The sequence below is a fragment of the Roseibium marinum genome, assembly GCF_002906165.1.
Taxonomy (GTDB): Bacteria; Pseudomonadota; Alphaproteobacteria; order Rhizobiales; family Stappiaceae; genus Roseibium; species Roseibium marinum.
The window spans coordinates 138,078-154,599 of sequence record NZ_PPCN01000001.1; the positions used below are offsets into that span (position 1 = coordinate 138,078).

Here is a 16,522-nt window from a genome sequence, read left to right on the forward strand (position 1 = left end):
AATGTCCGAAAAAGAGAAGTAAAATGAGAAATGAAGCTATTTTGTTTCTAAAACAGGAAACTAATACCCACCGTGATCGACCGTCGCATCAAATTCCGCCACATCCAGTGCTTCGTTGAGATTGCCAGTGAACGCAGTCTGAAGCTGGCGGCGGACAAGCTCAATCTGACACAGCCGGCCATTTCGAAAACCCTCAAGGAACTTGAGGAGATCATCGGCGCCACTCTGATGACGCGCAACAGGGCGGGCATCGCGCTGACCAAGCAGGGAAAGGTCTTCCTGCATTTCGCGCAGATCTCGCTGGCGAGCCTGCAGCAGGGGCTGGACGGCGTCGAACAGGAAGGCGAACACGCCCGCCCCACGCTCAAGGTCGGCGCCCTGCCAAGTGTCGCCGCCAGTTTCATGCCTCCGGTGGTGCGTGAATTTTCTGAGATGGCGCCCAATGTCATGCTGCAGATCATGGATGGGCCGCATGGATACCTGATCGAGCGGCTGAAGCTGGGAGAGCTGGATGTGGTCATCGGACGGCTGGGACAGCCGGCGGCGATGGAAGGGATGTCCTTCACCCAGCTTTATTCCGAACGGGTCGATCTGGTGGTCCGGTCGGGCCATCCGCTGCTCGAGACACCCGATATCAAACGGATCGTCGACTGGCCGGTGATCTACCCGCCTGAGGGATCCGCGATCCGCCCGCTCGTCGAGCGCCTGATGATCGCCAGCGGCGTCGGCGAAATCCCCAACAAGATCGAGACCGTTTCCGGCGCGTTCGGCCGGGTCTATACCCGCAGGACGGATGCTGTCTGGGTCATCTCCTCCGGTGTGGTTCTCAACGAGACGGCGGACGGACATCTGGTCCGTCTGCCCTTCGATACCAGCATCACCAAGGGCCCGGTCGGCCTGATGGCCCGGCCTGACAGCCAGCCGGGCGCGGGTGAACAGGTGTTCCGCCTCGCGGTGCAGGCGGTGATCGATGAGCTCGGTCTGAAGTCGTAGACCGCCTTGTAGTGAAATGATTTCATCGATCTTGGAATGGGAGAGCGGACTGCTGCCTCAGAGCCCGAGCATCTTGCGGATATGCTCCAGATCCGTTCCTGAGCCGGAGAAATCGTCGAAAGCCTTGTCGGTGACTTCGATGAGGTGGTTCGCGATGAACGGCGCGCCTTCCGCGGCGCCCTGTTGGGGCGATTTCAGGCAGCACTCCCATTCCAGCACCGCCCAGCTGTCGTAGCCGTATTGCGCCAGTTTGGAGAAAATGCCGGAAAAGTCCACGTGACCGTCGCCGAGCGAGCGGAACCGGCCCGCGCGGTTGACCCAGCCCTGATAGCCTGAATAGACGCCCTGGCGGCCGTCCGGATTGAATTCCGCATCCTTCACATGATAGGCGCAGATGCGCTCGTGATAGATGTCGATGAAGGCGAGATAATCGAGCTGCTGCAGCAGGAAATGCGACGGATCGTAGTTGATCTGGCAACGCGTGTGCCCGCGGAGCGCGTCCAGGAACATCTCGAAGGTGACGCCGTCGAACACGTCCTCGCCGGGATGGATCTCATAGCCGACATCGACCCCCTGCTCGTCATAGACGTCGAGGATCGGCTTCCAGCGCTTCGCAAGCTCCGAGAAGGCCTCTTCGACAAGTCCCTCCGGCCGTTGCGGCCAGGGATAAAGATAGGGGAAGGCCAGCGAGCCGGTGAAGCTGACGGAGGCGTCGAGGCCGAGGAACCGGCTGGCGACAGCCGCCTTTTTCATCTGCTCGACGGCCCATTCCTGGCGGCCTTTCGGATTGCCATGAAGTTGCTCCGGGGCAAAGGCGTCGAAAACAAGATCGTATGCCGGATGGACCGCGACGAGCTGCCCTTGCAGGTGCGTGGAGAGCTCGGTGATCTCGACACCGGCGTCGGCGCAAACGCCCTTGATCTCGTCGCAATAGGTCCGGCTTTCGGCAGCCTTGTCGAGATCGAAAAGGCGGCTGTCGAAGGTCGGGATCTGGATACCCTTGTATCCGAGGTCCGCCGCCCATTTGGCGATGGCGGGCAGTGTATTGAACGGCGCCTCGTCACCGGCGAATTGGGCGAGGAAAATCGCAGGTCCCTTGATCAGTCCAGCCATGAGGGCCTCCCTTTTATATCGTTGAAGCGACTGCGCGCGTCACGTTCCCTTTGGTGCATATGAGAATCCGCTGAAATCCGCGGTCTTGCCGAGGCCGGTCGTGTCGAAGGCGAGCATGCCGACGAAGGCGCCCGTGAACGACCCGTGTTCGCCGCGCCCGCCCTCGTCGGAAATCACGCTTGCATCGAGTTCCGGACCGAAAGAACGCCAGTCGCCGTCCTGTTTCCAGAAAAACTGCTGGCGCGCCTTGTCGACGTCGACGGCAAGATCGATCGGACCGTCGGCAATCGCCACCGGATCGGCCGGGAAGCTGAGCCGTCCGTCCGGCCAGTCTCCCGGACAGGACAGCAGCGTCAGACAACGGCCGAGGCGCTCGTTCCAGCTCACGGCAAGGAAATGGAACTTGTGCCGATTGTAGTAGGTCGTCAGGCCCGCCGCCTGCTGATAGGTCGTCGGATCGAAGGCGGTCAGCATGGTTTCCACGCGGTAGGACAGATGCTCCTGCCGCCGGGCGACGAGCGCTTGCTCGTACCAGCTTCCGACGCTTTCCCGTCCGGTCAGCCGCAGTGCGGATCCCGTCAGCGTGAACAGCCGCTCGGGACAAGGCGTGCGCAGCCATTGAAATTCCGGCGGCAGCGTATCGCCGCTGAACTGCCGGTCTATCCGGTGCGGCGGGCGCGGGACCGCATCCCCGAGACCGGGGACTTCGAGCCGCGGCAAGGGGCCGCCCCCGCAAAGATACAGCCAGCCGTCATCCCGCCATTCGCATTTCTGGATCGCCGTCTCGCGCCCGAGCGGCGAAAACCGGCCCGGCAGGGGACGCGAGCACAGATGGGTGTGATAGACCTGACCGTCCGGCGTTTCCACGATCTGGCCGTGGCCGGCGCGCTGCAACGGACAGTCCGGATCGTCCTTCGCGGTGATCAGATGGGTATCGGGATGCATCTCGTACGGCCCGTCGATCGACCGCGACCGGGCCATGGTGACCGCATGGCCGTATCCGGTGCCGCCTTCGGCGACGGTCAGATAATACCAGCCGTCGCGCTTGTGAAGATGCGGGCCTTCGGTGAGCCCGTGCGCGCTGCCGGAAAAGATCTTCTTCGGCGTGCCGGCAAGTCCGCCCGTCTCCGACCATTCCTGCAACAGGATACCGTCGAAGGCCGGATGGCGCGGATGTCCGCCGATGGAATTGGAAATATGGTTCCACTGGAGGACCAGAAACCACTTGCGCCCGTCGTCGTCATGAAAGAGCGAGGGATCGAACCCGTGTGACGAAACATGGACCGGATCGCTCCAGGGACCTTCGATAGACGGAGCGGTCACGATGTAGTTATGCGCATCCTTGAAATTCCCGTCCAGCCGCTTCACGTCCGTATAGACCAGCCAGAACCGGCCATCCGCATGGCTGAGACAGGGTGCCCAGATGCCGCCGCTGTCCGGATTGCCGCGCATGTCGAGCTGGCTTGCGCGGTCGAGCGGCCGGCAGGCGAGGTCCCAGTTCACCAGGTCTTTCGAGCGGTGGATCTGGACGCCCGGATACCATTCGAAGGTCGAGGTGGCGATGAAATACTCGTCGCCCACCCGGCAGATCGACGGATCCGGGTTGAAGCCCGGCAGGATGGGATTGCGGATCATTGGCGTTGCGGTCCCTTGCGTTCCGAGGACGCGGCCCACAGATTGATATCCGCCTCGCGGGTCGTTTCCGCGATCTCCTTGAGTTCCGCGTCGGTGAAGTCCAGCCTGGCGACGGACGCAACGCAATCCCTGACCTGCTCCGCCCGGCTGGCGCCGATCAGGGCCGTCGTGACCCGGCCATGGCGCAGGACCCAGGCAAGGGCCATCTGCGCCAGCGACTGACCGCGTTTGGCGGCGATGTCGTCAAGCGACCGGATCGTCGCCAGGTTGTCCTCGCTCAGGAAGCGGGTCTGAAGGGACTTGCCCTGGGCGGCCCTGCTGTCTTCCGGAATGCCTTTGAGATACTTGTTCGTCAGCATGCCCTGGGCGAGCGGCGTGAAGGCGATCGAGCCGATGCCGAGGTCCTCCAGCGTGTCGAGCAGGCCGTCTTCCTCCACCCAGCGGTTGATCATGGAGTAGCTCGGCTGGTGGATCAGGCAGGGGGTGCCCAGGTCCTTCAGGATGGCGACCGCTTCCCGGGTACGCTTGGAATTGTAGGACGAGATACCGGCATAAAGCGCCCGTCCGGAACGCACGATATGGTCGAGCGCCCCCATGGTTTCTTCCAGCGGCGTATCCGGGTCGTAGCGGTGGGAATAGAAGATGTCGACATAGTCGAGCCCCATCCGCTTCAGCGACTGGTCGCAGGAGGCGATCAGGTATTTGCGGCTCCCCCATTCGCCGTAGGGCCCGGGCCACATGCCATAACCGGCCTTGGACGAGATGATCATCTCGTCGCGGTAAGGCGCGAAATCGGTTCTCAGCAATTCGCCGAAGGCCTGTTCCGCGGCGCCCGGTCGCGGCCCGTAGTTGTTGGCCAGATCGAAATGGGTGATGCCGAGATCGAACGCTGTGCGCGCGATCTCGCGCTTGCGCTCATGCGGCGTGTCGTCGCCGAAATTGTGCCACAGGCCGAGCGAGATCGCGGGCAGTTTCAGGCCCGAGTTCCCGCAGCGGCGGTATTCCATAGTGTCGTAGCGCGATTGCGCGGCCGTCCAGGTCATGTGTGCTCCAGTTTAGGTCCGTGACCTAGGCCAGCAGGCCTTGCGCAGCCTGCGGGTCGAGAGCGTCCGGCCGGCTGCAGGTTGTCTTGATGTCGATGAACCGCCCGCTCTCGCCCGAGGCGAGGATCGACGTCATCACGTCAACCACATGCAGGGCGAATTCCAGCGAGCACCGGTGCGGGCGTCCTTCCAGAATGGCCAGGGCCATGTCCGCAAGTCCGGCCGTCCGGTAATTGGCATGGGTCCGGTCATTAGTCTTTGAGAACGGATGTTTCCAGGCTTCGGTGATGTTAACGAAGCTTCCCTTCTCTGTCATGCGGACCTCGCCGCCGAAGAAGTTCGGATCCGGCACATGCAATGTGCCTTCCCGGCCGTAAAGCTCCATGTTGGAGTGGCCGTGCTGCCAGACATCCCAGCTCGCGCAATAGGTGATCTGTGCGCCTGAATGGAATTCCATCACCGCGTGGATGGTGGTTGGCGTCTCCACCTTGACCTTTTCCCCGAAGCGCGGCTGGGAGGTGATGGTCCGTTCCTCCGATCCTGAGGAACTCATGGCGGTCACCCGTTTCACGGGGCCGAGGAGCTGCACCAGGTTGGAAACGTAATAAGGGCCGAGATCGAGGATCGGGCCGCCGCCGGCCTGGAAGAAGAAATCCGGGTTCGGGTGCCAGCTTTCCATGCCCGGGCTCTGCACGAAGCAGGTCCCGGACGTCACCTTGCCGATGGCGTCGGAATCGATCAGATGCCGGGCGAGCTGATGGGAGCCGCCCAGGAACGTGTCCGGCGCCGAACCGACCCGAAGCCCTTTCGTCTCGGCGATGGCCGCAAGGGCCTGGCCCTGTTCGACGCTCAGCACGAAGGGTTTTTCGGAATAGACATGCTTGCCCGCTTCCAGGACCTGCCTGGAAACTTCGAAATGAGCCGCCGGAACGGTCAGGTTGACGATGATGTCGATGTCATCGGCGGCCAGCAGGCCTTCAACCGTTTCCGCCCGCAGGCCGAACTCTTCCGCGCGGGCTTTCGCCGCCGCTTCGTTGATGTCCGCGCAGGCGCGCACCTCGATCCCCCGGAAGAGGGGCGAAAGGCGCATATAGGCAGCGGAAATGTTGCCGCATCCCAGGATGCCGATCCCAAGTGTCTTGCTCATGGTCTGTCCTCAATAAGTGCGAAAAGCGTCGATGGAACGGCTTGCGAAACGATCGAAGTCGGAAGGCTTGTCGTGTTCCATCACAAACAGGTTGACCCCGGCGCTGCGCAACGCCGCCATGATGGATTTCCAGTCGAGCGTGCCCTGGCCGACATCCGCCCAGCCGTCTTCGTCAAGGCATTCGCCTTCCGGGGCGATGTCCTTCACATGGGCCGTGGTGATGCGGTCCGCATGGCGGTCGATCCACTCGAGCGGATCCTGGCCGCCCCGGACGATCCAGGCGACATCGGCTTCCCATTCGATGGTCGGCGCCGCGTTGAGGAGAATGTCCATCGGCAGGCGGCCGTCCGCGCAGGCGGCAAATTCGAAGGCATGATTGTGCCAGCCGAACCGTAACCCGGCATCGCGCACTTTCGCTCCGATGGCTTCCAGGCGTTCGCCGATCGATTGCCACATAACCGCGTCGGAGACGCGTTGTTCCGGCGGGACCGCCGGAACGAACAGGCGGCGCATGCCGAGCGTCCTTGCCGTGTCGATAACCTTGTTGAGATTGGTTTCGAACTGTTCCATTGGAAAGAAATGCCCGGACGGCATGGTCAATCCGTTGGCGTCGAGCAGCTTCTTGAAACCCGCGGCGTCCTCGTAGTTTCCGCCATAACCTTCGACCTGGGTGTAGCCGAGTTGCGCGAGCCGTTCGAGAACCGGTTCCCAGGGGGTGAATTCGCGCGCGGAATAGAGCTGGAAGGAGATATCCATCATACTTGTCCTGAATTTGCTGGAAAGGTCGGCTTAAAGCCGGTTTTCCGAGTTTTTGTCGAAAACATTGGCACGGGCGGCATCGAAGCCGACCGTGATCTGGTCGCCATTGGCGACTTCCGCCTGGCCATCCAGGCGGACCCAGAGGGTGTGGCCACCTGATGTCAGGCGGGCCAGGGTGTCGGAGCCGAGCGGTTCCACAAGTTCCACCTCGCCGTGCAACCGGATCGGGGCGGTTTCGGCCTCGGCGCCGCTGACCATGTGTTCCGGGCGGATACCCAGCCATGCGGGCCCCGAGACGGCGGAGCCGGACTGAAAATTATACCCATGCAGCGGGAAGGAATGACCCTCGGTGAGGAATTGCGCACCGTCGCCGCCTTCGATCTTGCCGTCGAAGAAGTTCATGGTCGGAGAGCCGATGAAATCGGCGACGTATTTGTTTGCCGGACGGTTGTAGATCTCGTGCGGCGTGGCGAGCTGCAGGATCTGTCCCCCGCGCATGATGGCGATGCGGTCTGCCAGTGTCATGGCCTCGATCTGGTCGTGGGTGACGTAGATCATCGTGTTGCTGAGCTTCTGGTGAAGCTGCTTGATTTCGACCCTGAGGTCCGCGCGCAGTTTCGCGTCCAGGTTCGACAGCGGTTCATCGAACAGGAACACATCCGCGTCGCGCACCAGCGCACGGCCGATCGCCGCTCTCTGGCGCTGACCGCCGGAGAGCGCCGCCGGTTTGCGCGCCAGCAGCGGTTCGATCTGCAGGACTTTGGCCGCCCGGTCCACCCGCTCCTTGATTTCGGCTTTCGGCAGGCCGGCATTCTTCAGACCGAAGCTGAGATTTCCGCCGACCGTCATCTGCGGATAGAGCGCGTAGCTTTGAAACACCATGCCGATGCCGCGTTTCGAAGGCTCTTCCCAGGTGACGTTCCGGCCGCCGATGAAGATCTGGCCTCCGGTGATGTCCAGAAGACCGGCGATGCAGTTGAGCAGCGTCGATTTTCCGCAGCCCGAGGAACCGAGCAGAACGAGGAATTCCCCCTGTCCGATCTCCAGGTTCAGATCTTTCAGAACGTCCAGGGCGCCGAAACTCAGAGAAAGGTTCTTGATAGAAATACTGGCTTCCATGGGACTTTTCTTCAGCCTTTCACAGCGCCGGCGGCGATGCCGCGGACAAAGAGTTTACCGGAGAGGAAGTAAATGGTGAGAGGAACCAGGCCCGTCAGGATGGTTGCGGCCATGTTGACGTTGTATTCCTTCACCCCTTGGGTGGAGTTGACGATGTTGTTGAGCTGCACCGTCATCGGATAGAGATCCGGTTTGGTGTAGATCACACCGAACAGGAAGTCGTTCCAGATCCCGGTGACCTGAAGGATCATCGCGACGACGAAGATCGGCAGGCTCATCGGAACCATGATGCGGAAATAGATCGACCAGAAACCCGCGCCGTCGACCCGTGCCGCCTTGAACAGCTCCTGCGGAACCGAGCCGAAGTAGTTGCGGAAGAGCAGGGTCAGGATCGGCATTCCGAAAATGGTGTGCACGAGCACCAGCCCGGACAGGCTGCCGTAGAGCCCGATTTCCCGAAGCAGGATGACGATCGGATAGATCATCACCTGATAGGGGATGAACGCGCCGACGATCAGGATGGCGAAGAAGGTCTCGGAACCCTTGAACCGCCAGTTGGCAAGGGCATAGCCGTTGACCGAGGCGATCGCGATGGACAGGATCACCGAAGGGATCAGGATCTTCACCGAATTGAAGAACCCGCGCGAAAGACCGTCGCAGTTTAGGCCGGTACAGGCTTCCGCCCAGGCTTTGACCCACGGCTGGAAAGTGACCTCGACGGGCGGGGCGAAGATGTTGCCGATCCTGATTTCCGGCATGCCTTTCAGCGATGTCACGACCATCACATAGAGCGGCAGCAGGTAGTAAAGGGAGACCATGATCAGCGTGCCGTAGATGAAGATGTTCCGGCGTGACAGGATCTTCCGGGGCTTGCGCCCGTATGGACTGCCGGGTTCCCGTTCCGCGGCGCCGGTACTGGATTGCGCTTCGCCGTATTTCATCGAGTGCTTGATGAGTTGAGGAGCCTTGGTCATTTCCGCTTGCCTCCGAATTCGAGGTATGCCCAGGGCACGACGACAATGATCACTGTAAGCAGCATCATGGTGGAGGCGGCAAATCCCTGACCGAGGTTCTGTGACAGGAACATGGCGTCATAAACGTATTTTGCCGGAACTTCCGAGGAGATACCTGGTCCGCCGCCGGTCTGGGCGACGATCAGGTCGTAGACCTTGATGATGCCGGAGGTGATCAGGACGATGGCGGTAATGAAGATGCCGCGCATCATCGGAATGACGATAAAGATATAGGTCTTCCACATCGGGATCCCGTCGATCCTGGACGCCTTCCAGATGTCTTCGTCGATGCCGCGCAGGCCCGCCAGCATCAGGCACATGATAAGCCCGGTTTCGTGCCAGAGCCCGGCGATCAGCACCCCGTAGATGACGATGTCCGGATTATAGAGCGGGTCGAAGGAAAAATTCTCGAATCCGAGGCTGCGCACCACATGCTGAATGCCGAAGTCCGGATTGAGAATCCACTGCCAGGCAAGGCCGGTGACAATGAAACTCAAGGCGAAGGGATAGAGAAGAACCGTCCGGAACGTGTCTTCATAGCGGATTTTCTGGTCGAGAAGCGTGGCGAGGATAAAGCCGATCACGAGCGCGAAGATGAGCGAAAGGATCCCGTAGATTGCGAGGTTCTCGATGGAGATCAGCCATTTGTTGCTGCTCCAGAGCCGCTCGTACTGTGCAAGGCCGATGAATTTCTCCCTCGGCAAAAGCTTGGAATTGGTGAAGGAGTAGACAACCGTCCAGGTGGTTCCTCCTATGAAGATCACCAGAGCGGTGGCGATCATGGGGATCGCCGCTATCTTGGCACTGATATTACGATGCCATCTCGCGGGGCCCGTCACTGCGGCCATGCTTCACATTTCCTCATTGATGCGGTGGTGTCCGGGATGTGCATCCCAATCCCTGCGCGCATGAAATACGCGCAGGGCTGGAGGACGCCGCCCAGGCGAAGCCCCCGACGTCTGGGTGGCGGAGCGGTGTACCGGACCCGGACCAACCCGCTTTCATGTGCGGGCACATGAAAGCGGAAAGGCTGAGCGTTCCGGATTGCGCCTTAGTCGGCGTTGCCGACGATGGAGACGAAGAGCGCCTGGGCGTCTTCGGCCGACATGTCCGGATTGTTGAAGAACTCAACGAACAGGTCGTTCACCTGGGTCAGGCTGTCAGCGGACATGAGCTGGTCCGGCGACTGGATGATTTTGCCCTGGGAAAGGATGTCCAGTCCCTTGCGCATGCAGTCGTTGGCTGCGGCCAGATCCACGTCGCCGCGTACCGGCAGCGATCCCTTTTTCAGGTTGAAGGCAACCTGTGTCTCGGGCGAGATCATGACTTTGGCGAGTTCGAGCTGAGCGGCGGTGATATCCGCATCATCCACTTTCGGGAAGTAGAATGCGTCGCCGCCCGTCATGATCACCTCGTTCACGCCAAGGCCCGGAAGGCAGGTGTAGTCTTCGCCCGCAACCAGATCCGCGACCTGGAACTCGCCCTGCGCCCAATCGCCCATGATCTGGCCGCCGGCTTTGCCGGTGATGACCATGGTGGTGGCATCGTTCCAGTTCTGGACGTTGGAGTCCTTGGCCATGTTCCGGGCGGCGTCGGCGGCCTGGAAGACCTTGGCCAGCTCAGGGCCACCGGCAAGATCGACATCTTTCTCGCCGAAGATCTTGGTGTAGGCTTCAGGTCCCGCGAGCGCGGTCAGGATGACCTGGAAAGCCAGTGTCGTCTGCCAGGGCTGTTGGCCCATGGCCAGCGGCACGATGCCGGATTCCTGAAGCTTCGAAGCGGCCGCGGAGAACTCGTCCCAGTTGGTCGGAACCGCAACGCCGGCATTTTCGAAGACGGAATTGTTGAGCCACAGCCATTGCTGGGAATGGATGTTGACCGGCACGCAGTAGATGCGGCCGTCGACCGTGCAGCTGTCAAGCAGGCTGCTGGGACGAATGATGTCGCGCCACTTGCCTTCTTCCGCGATCTCGGTGAGATCGAGCATCAGACCGGCTTCAACCAGCTCTTCCGCCTGACGTCCGTGGTTGAACTGTGTGGCTCCCATCGGATCGCCACCGGTGATCCGGCTGATGATGATCGGGCGGGCGGTGCCGCCGGAACCGGCGATGGCGCCGTCGACCCAGTTGTTGCCGGTTGCGTTAAAGGCCTTGGCAAATTCAGCGACGGCTGCGGCTTCGCCGCCGGATGTCCACCAATGCGTGACTTCAAGATCGGTTGCGTTTGCTGCGGTTGCTGCGCAAAGGGCAGTGGTCGCGGCGAAAACTGCGCGTAATGCTTTCATATCATCCTCCCACCGAACAGGTCTGTTCGATTGTGCTCACGATGCGGCCTCCACCGCATTTTAAATCGATTACATTTGGTTGTTTCTCTCTATGTAATCGATTACATTTATAATTCTCAGGAAACGGGCTTATGTCAACCCGAAATTGTGAGAGAAGAAAAAAACACAACACGCCGGAGATGGGTTTGGTTCAAAAAAGCGCCAGAATTCAGGATGTTGCCAGGCAGGCAGGTGTTTCGACCGCAACGGTCAGTCGCGCCCTCAGCAATCCGGAGCTCTTGACGGAGGCAACGCGCGAATGCGTGTTTGCGGCAATCCGGTCCACCGGCTACCGTGTCAACAGGGCGGCGCGGAACCTGCGGACGCGGCAGGCGGGCGCGGTGCTCGTGCTGGTCCCCAATCTGGGAAATCCGTTTTTCTCTCAAATCCTGGCGGGAATAAGCGAAGCGATCGGCGAGCGGGATTACTCCGTCGTGATAGTCGATACCAATGACCACACCTCCACCGGAAAACTGCTGGTCGACTATTTCCTGGATTCGCAGATCGACGGCATGATCTGCCTGGATGGATCGGTTTCGAACCACGACTTGCAGCAATTTGAGGAAAACGGCGTTTCCGGGCAGATCGTGTTCGCCTGTGAATGGGTTCATGGTTCAGACCTGCCGTCGGTTCGAAGCGACAACAATCGCGGCGCCCGGCTCGCCGTGCGGCATCTCTATGAACTCGGGCACCGCAAAATTGCCCATGTCACCGGACCTGAGGACAATGTACTGACCCACGCCAGGCGGGAGGGCATGCTTGCCGAGCGGGAACGTCTTGACCTGCCGTTCCGGGAGGAGTGGATCATCCGCGGGGACTTTTCCCTGAACTCGGGCCGCAATGCCGTGGAAAAGATCCTGGCGATGGACGAAAGGCCGACGGCTGTCTTTTGCGCGTCGGATCAGGTGGCCTTCGGCCTGATCTCTACGCTGGCAGCGAACGGGATCAGCGTGCCGGAGGATATTTCCGTCATCGGCTTCGACGATATCGAGCTTTCCGAATATTACGTGCCGGGACTGACAACCATCCGCCAGGACCGCCGCGCTTTGGGTGTTCAGGCGGCCGCGCTGCTGCTGCAGGGCATGGATCCGGCAGGCGCCGTCGCAGGCCGGCGGACTTCCCCCGTCTTGCTTGATGTGGAGCTGGTTGTCCGTGCAAGCGCCGCCGCCCTCGACCGTTAAGACCCTCCCGGATCATCGGCCACTTGTTCGATTGCACATGAATCCGCGGTTGGTATAACTTCTCGATAAACTAGATAAAATCATCAAATCAAAGAGTTATGGCGAGAAATATTTTCAAGTCCCTGAAAACTAGGGTCGTTCGACGATTGTCCGGTTTGCGAAAAATACCTCTACGAAGATACCTCGCTTCAAATGACTGCCGCTTTGAAAAAAAGGCATGACTATTTAGTCAGGTAATAAAGGCTTCAAAGAGATGGATAAATTTTAAACTATTATGCTGCGCCGCGATAAGAGAAATATTATTGTCTACATAAAGATAATTTCTGTAAAAAACAAAGATGCAACCAAATTAATAATCGAGTTGTATTTCAAATATCTGCAAATAAACCATTTTTATTCTAAATTATATTTATGATTTAGTAATTAGTTAACTTGAATATGTCAGATTATCAAGCGTGGACAAGATTAGGTGGTAAATATGAGCGTTTTGACCTTCGCCTTGGTGTTCTCGCTTGGCGCATTCCTGCAACTGACCCCTGCTGCGCTCGCGGATTCCGAACTCAAAGTCGTCGGTACCGGTGACGGCCTTGAAATGCTTCAGGAGATTGGCAACGGTTTTTCGGCTGCTTATCCCGCTATTGAGTTGTCGATCCCCCCGAGCATCGGCTCCGGGGGTGGAATTGCGGCGGTCAGCTCCGGTACGGAGCGGCTCGGCCGGGTCGCCCGGCCTCTGAAGGACAGCGAAGTTCAATACGGTCTGATCTACCTGCCGATCGCCAGAATTCCGAGTGCTATTTTCACCCATCCCTCTTCCGGGATTAAAGGCCTGACAAGTGAAGAACTCGTAAAAATCTATACCGGTGAAATTACAAACTGGTCGGAACTGGGTGGCGCGGACCTGCGGGTGCGCGTCGTTCGGCGGGAGGACGCCGACAGCACGCTGCAGGTCTTGCGCGGATCGATGCCCGGCTGGAAAGACCTGGAGTTCTCGCCGCGTTCCAAAACGGCGCTTACCACGCAGGACGCCATTTCAAGCGCTCGCGAGGTTGAAGGGGCCATCGCATTCGGCCCCTATTCCCTTCCTCTTGAGGAGGGGCTTGTCGTTCTTGAGATCGATGGACATCATCCGACAGACGACAGCTATCCAAGTGCCGTGACGCTGGCTCTGATCTACAAAGACGGCACCATGGATGCCCAGATGGAGGAATTCATCGACTACGCTCAGTCCGATCAGGCGCGGGGCCAGATCCGGGACTTTGGCGGCGTACCCGTTCCGAAATAACTTCAAGAATGAGCATGATACGTCATTCGTCCCTTCTTTGGCATTATACCTACGGTGCTGTTTTCACGGCGCTATGCGCGTTTGCCGGACTGATCGGGCTTGTGGCTTATCAGCTTGAGGGCAGCATGGCCCGCCAGGAGACCGAACTGCTGCAGCTGTCGCAGTCCCGTCTGCAGGAAAAACTGTCGGCCGATGTGGAACTCGCAGGAACGCGGCTGGAATTTCTTTTTCAGGACAGGTACCGCCGGCTGAATTCGATCGCCGAGCGGGTCGACACCGCGAAAGCCATCGCGTCCAGGAATGTCGTCGCCATGTCCGAACTGCTCGGTCCGGCCGCCGTATTGGCGGATGTTGACGGGATCATCGTTCTGGACGAGGAGGCAAGGGTCATCGGCGCCTCATCCTACAGCGCGGATCTGGTGACATTGGGATCTAAGATCCAGGGCTTCAGTTTCTATCCCGAAATGGCCCGGTCGCTGAAGGTAAGTTTCCCCGGCGAGAAGCGCACGGTCTCGAAAATCCTTCCCATCGCCGACACGCAGGTGTTCGTCCCGGACGAGACCGTCAACGCCGTATCGCAGATCATCTTCGTGCCGGTCTTTGACGACTTCGGATATGTGATCGGCGGGCTTCTGGCGCAGCGCTGGTTACGCCCGGAAGAAACCCTCCTTGCGGCGCTTGCCCAGATCAATGCCTTCGAACTGGCCATCGTCTACGACGAGAGGATCATCTCGAGGGCGAATTTCGGCGGCACCGAATCCGATCTTGTCAGTTCGCCCGAAACGCCGAACCTGACGTCCAACGGTGAAAGGGTCATCGAATGCGGCGTACCGGTTCTGCCGCTGTCGATATGCGCCCTGATGCCGATCGAGGCCCTGACGGAAACCCAGAATGAACTCACCAGGATCGGCATCGAGGAAGAGTCCAAGATGCTTAAATGGCTCTTTCTCTTCGGACTGCTGACCCTTGTCGCATTCGCGACCGTTGCCTTTCTTCTGGCCCGTCAGGTCACCCGTCCGCTGACAAACATAACTCGCGTGCTTTCCGGAATTGCCGACGGTGATTTCGAAAGCAAGGTGGTTGGTACCGAGCGCAGCGACGAAGTCGGCGATATCGCGCGCTCCGTTGTTTCCCTCCAGCGATCCGTCAAGGAACGGGACGCACTGCGCCTCAGGGTGAACGAGAAGAACCTGATCCTGAAATCGCAGGAAGCCCGGCTCCGCGAACAGAACGTCCTCTTCGATGCCGCTCTCAGCAATATGTCGCACGGTCTTTGCATGTTCGACGCGGCCGGCAAGCTGATCGTCTCGAACCAGCGCTACGCGGAACTTTTCGAACTGGAGCCGGGCGGGATCAGGCCAGGCATGACGGCGGCCGAACTCTCCGCATTCCAGAACGTCGAGACGCTCGAGCCGGAGAATCCGGGTTCCGCGGGCGCGCCATCCGCCCAGCGGAAGCCGTCTTCGGGAACGCAGAGCACGGAAATGGTGAAAATCCGCTCCGGCCGGATCGTTCTGACCACGCGCCAGCCGCTGTCCGACGGTGGCTGGGTGGCGATCTCGGAAGACATTACCGAGCGACAGGAAGCCCGCGACCGGCTGGCCTATCTTGCCCGCCACGACATCCTGACCCAACTGCCGAACAGAATAGAATTCCGCGACCGGAAGCAGGCGCTTCTCAAACGGCAGCAGGTTGAAGGAGGAGAGTTCGCGATCCTTTGTCTCGACCTCGATGAATTCAAGACCGTCAACGATTCCCTCGGCCACCCCATTGGCGACGAACTGCTGCGCCAGGTGGCGGCCCGGCTGAAGGCGCTGGCGAGCGGCAGCGAAATTGTCGTTCGTCTCGGCGGCGACGAATTCGCGATCCTGACCGGACTGCCTTCCCAGGTGCAGGAGATCGACGAGCTCGCCCAGACGATCATCTGGGAATTGTCTCAGCCGTTCCAGATCGCCGATCATGAGATCGTCATCGGCGTGAGCATCGGGATCTCGCTTGCCAGGGGAGACGGCACGGCGGGTGACGAGCTGTTCAAACAGGCCGATCTGGCGCTTTACAGGGCCAAGGAAGACGGACGCAATATCTATCGCTTCTTCGAAGCCGACATGGGCGTCGCGGTGAAAGACCGGCGTGAGCTGATCACCGATCTTCGCAATGCGGTCGGTAATGGCGAACTTGAACTCTATTTCCAGCCGCAATACTGCCTTCGGAGTTTCTCGATTTCCGGGTTCGAGGCCCTTGTCCGCTGGAACCATCCCACCCGAGGGCTTGTATCTCCCGCGGATTTCATTCCGCTTGCCGAGGACACCGGCCTGATCAACCCGCTGGGGGAATGGGTTCTGCAGGAAGCCTGCCGCATCGCGGCGGACTGGCCGCAGCACCTGCGGGTGGCCGTGAACCTGTCGCCGCGGCAGCTGCGCGGTCACGCTTTCGGTCCAGTGCTGATCGAAAGCCTCGCCAGATCGGGACTGCGGGCGGAGCGCCTGGAACTGGAAGTGACGGAAGGTGTTCTCCTCACCGACTCCGATGATGTCCTGAACGCCCTGCATCAGGCCAAGTCCCTGGGGGTCAAGGTATCGATGGACGATTTCGGAACGGGGTATTCCTCCCTCAGCTACCTCCGGCGCTTCCCGTTCAACAAGATCAAGATCGATCAGTCCTTCGTCAGGTCGATGGCCTATTCCGATGACTCCATTTCCATCGTGAAGGCGATTATCGGGCTGGCACAAGATCTCGATATGTCGACGACCGCCGAGGGGGTGGAAACCAAGGAATTGCTGGACATGCTGGTGGAAATCGGCTGCACCGAAGCGCAGGGTTATTACCTCGGTCGCCCCATGCCGGTTGCCGAAGCCCAGGAACTGATCTTCTCAGTTGACCAGGCGATATCGACGGCGGCCCAATAGGGCGCCCG

The 16,522-nt window shown here is 59.9% G+C and carries 13 protein-coding genes; 4 read left to right on the forward strand and 9 right to left on the reverse strand.

All coding sequences use genetic code 11. The annotated features are described in order from the left end of the window. Nucleotides 1-72 precede the first annotated feature (72 nt). Complete coding sequence (gene pcaQ / locus CLV41_RS00685) at nucleotides 73-993, forward strand: pca operon transcription factor PcaQ (RefSeq protein ID WP_103220371.1); 921 nt, start codon at nucleotides 73-75, stop codon at nucleotides 991-993. Between the two features lie 57 nt (nucleotides 994-1,050). Here the strand turns inward: pcaQ and CLV41_RS00690 are convergent, their stop codons facing one another. From CLV41_RS00690 to CLV41_RS00730, 9 genes are all read right to left on the reverse strand, one after another. After that, complete coding sequence (locus tag CLV41_RS00690; RefSeq protein WP_103220372.1) at nucleotides 1,051-2,106, reverse strand: sugar phosphate isomerase/epimerase family protein; 1,056 nt, start codon at nucleotides 2,104-2,106, stop codon at nucleotides 1,051-1,053. 39 nt (nucleotides 2,107-2,145) lie between these two features. Further along, nucleotides 2,146-3,741 (reverse strand): glycoside hydrolase family 43 protein, encoded by a 1,596-nt coding sequence (locus CLV41_RS00695; protein WP_103220373.1) that lies wholly within the window; start codon nucleotides 3,739-3,741, stop codon nucleotides 2,146-2,148. Then, a complete protein-coding gene (gene mgrA, locus CLV41_RS00700; RefSeq protein WP_103220374.1) occupies nucleotides 3,738-4,784 on the reverse strand; it encodes an L-glyceraldehyde 3-phosphate reductase in 1,047 nt (348 codons plus the stop codon). The genes CLV41_RS00695 and mgrA overlap by 4 nt, the downstream gene beginning before the upstream one ends. A gap of 25 nt (nucleotides 4,785-4,809) precedes the next feature. Continuing rightward, entirely contained in the window at nucleotides 4,810-5,931 is a 1,122-nt protein-coding gene (locus tag CLV41_RS00705; protein ID WP_103220375.1) for a Gfo/Idh/MocA family protein, read from the reverse strand. Between the two features lie 9 nt (nucleotides 5,932-5,940). After that, nucleotides 5,941-6,690, reverse strand: a complete 750-nt coding sequence (locus CLV41_RS00710; RefSeq protein WP_208987218.1) for a sugar phosphate isomerase/epimerase family protein — start codon at nucleotides 6,688-6,690, stop codon at nucleotides 5,941-5,943. A 30-nt stretch (nucleotides 6,691-6,720) separates the two neighbouring features. Next, a complete protein-coding gene (locus tag CLV41_RS00715) occupies nucleotides 6,721-7,809 on the reverse strand; it encodes an ABC transporter ATP-binding protein (protein WP_103220376.1) in 1,089 nt (362 codons plus the stop codon). 11 nt (nucleotides 7,810-7,820) lie between these two features. Then, the gene (locus tag CLV41_RS00720; protein ID WP_103221446.1) at nucleotides 7,821-8,750 is read right to left on the reverse strand and encodes a carbohydrate ABC transporter permease; all 930 of its coding nucleotides are present in this window, start codon (nucleotides 8,748-8,750) and stop codon (nucleotides 7,821-7,823) included. 29 nt (nucleotides 8,751-8,779) lie between these two features. Then, a complete protein-coding gene (locus tag CLV41_RS00725; RefSeq protein WP_103220377.1) occupies nucleotides 8,780-9,670 on the reverse strand; it encodes a carbohydrate ABC transporter permease in 891 nt (296 codons plus the stop codon). 203 nt (nucleotides 9,671-9,873) lie between these two features. Further along, nucleotides 9,874-11,106 (reverse strand): ABC transporter substrate-binding protein, encoded by a 1,233-nt coding sequence (locus CLV41_RS00730; RefSeq protein WP_103220378.1) that lies wholly within the window; start codon nucleotides 11,104-11,106, stop codon nucleotides 9,874-9,876. A gap of 185 nt (nucleotides 11,107-11,291) precedes the next feature. Here CLV41_RS00730 and CLV41_RS00735 point away from each other — a divergent pair, with 185 nt between their 5' ends. The 3 genes from CLV41_RS00735 to CLV41_RS00745 all read left to right on the forward strand — a co-directional run bounded on the left by CLV41_RS00735 (nucleotide 11,292) and on the right by CLV41_RS00745 (nucleotide 16,514). Next, nucleotides 11,292-12,326: a LacI family DNA-binding transcriptional regulator gene (locus tag CLV41_RS00735; RefSeq protein WP_103221447.1), complete on the forward strand. Its 1,035-nt coding sequence runs from the start codon at nucleotides 11,292-11,294 to the stop codon at nucleotides 12,324-12,326. Between the two features lie 478 nt (nucleotides 12,327-12,804). Beyond that, nucleotides 12,805-13,608, forward strand: a complete 804-nt coding sequence (locus tag CLV41_RS00740; protein ID WP_103220379.1) for a PstS family phosphate ABC transporter substrate-binding protein — start codon at nucleotides 12,805-12,807, stop codon at nucleotides 13,606-13,608. A 14-nt stretch (nucleotides 13,609-13,622) separates the two neighbouring features. Then, a complete protein-coding gene (locus CLV41_RS00745) occupies nucleotides 13,623-16,514 on the forward strand; it encodes a putative bifunctional diguanylate cyclase/phosphodiesterase (RefSeq protein ID WP_103220380.1) in 2,892 nt (963 codons plus the stop codon). Nucleotides 16,515-16,522: the final 8 nt, after the last annotated feature.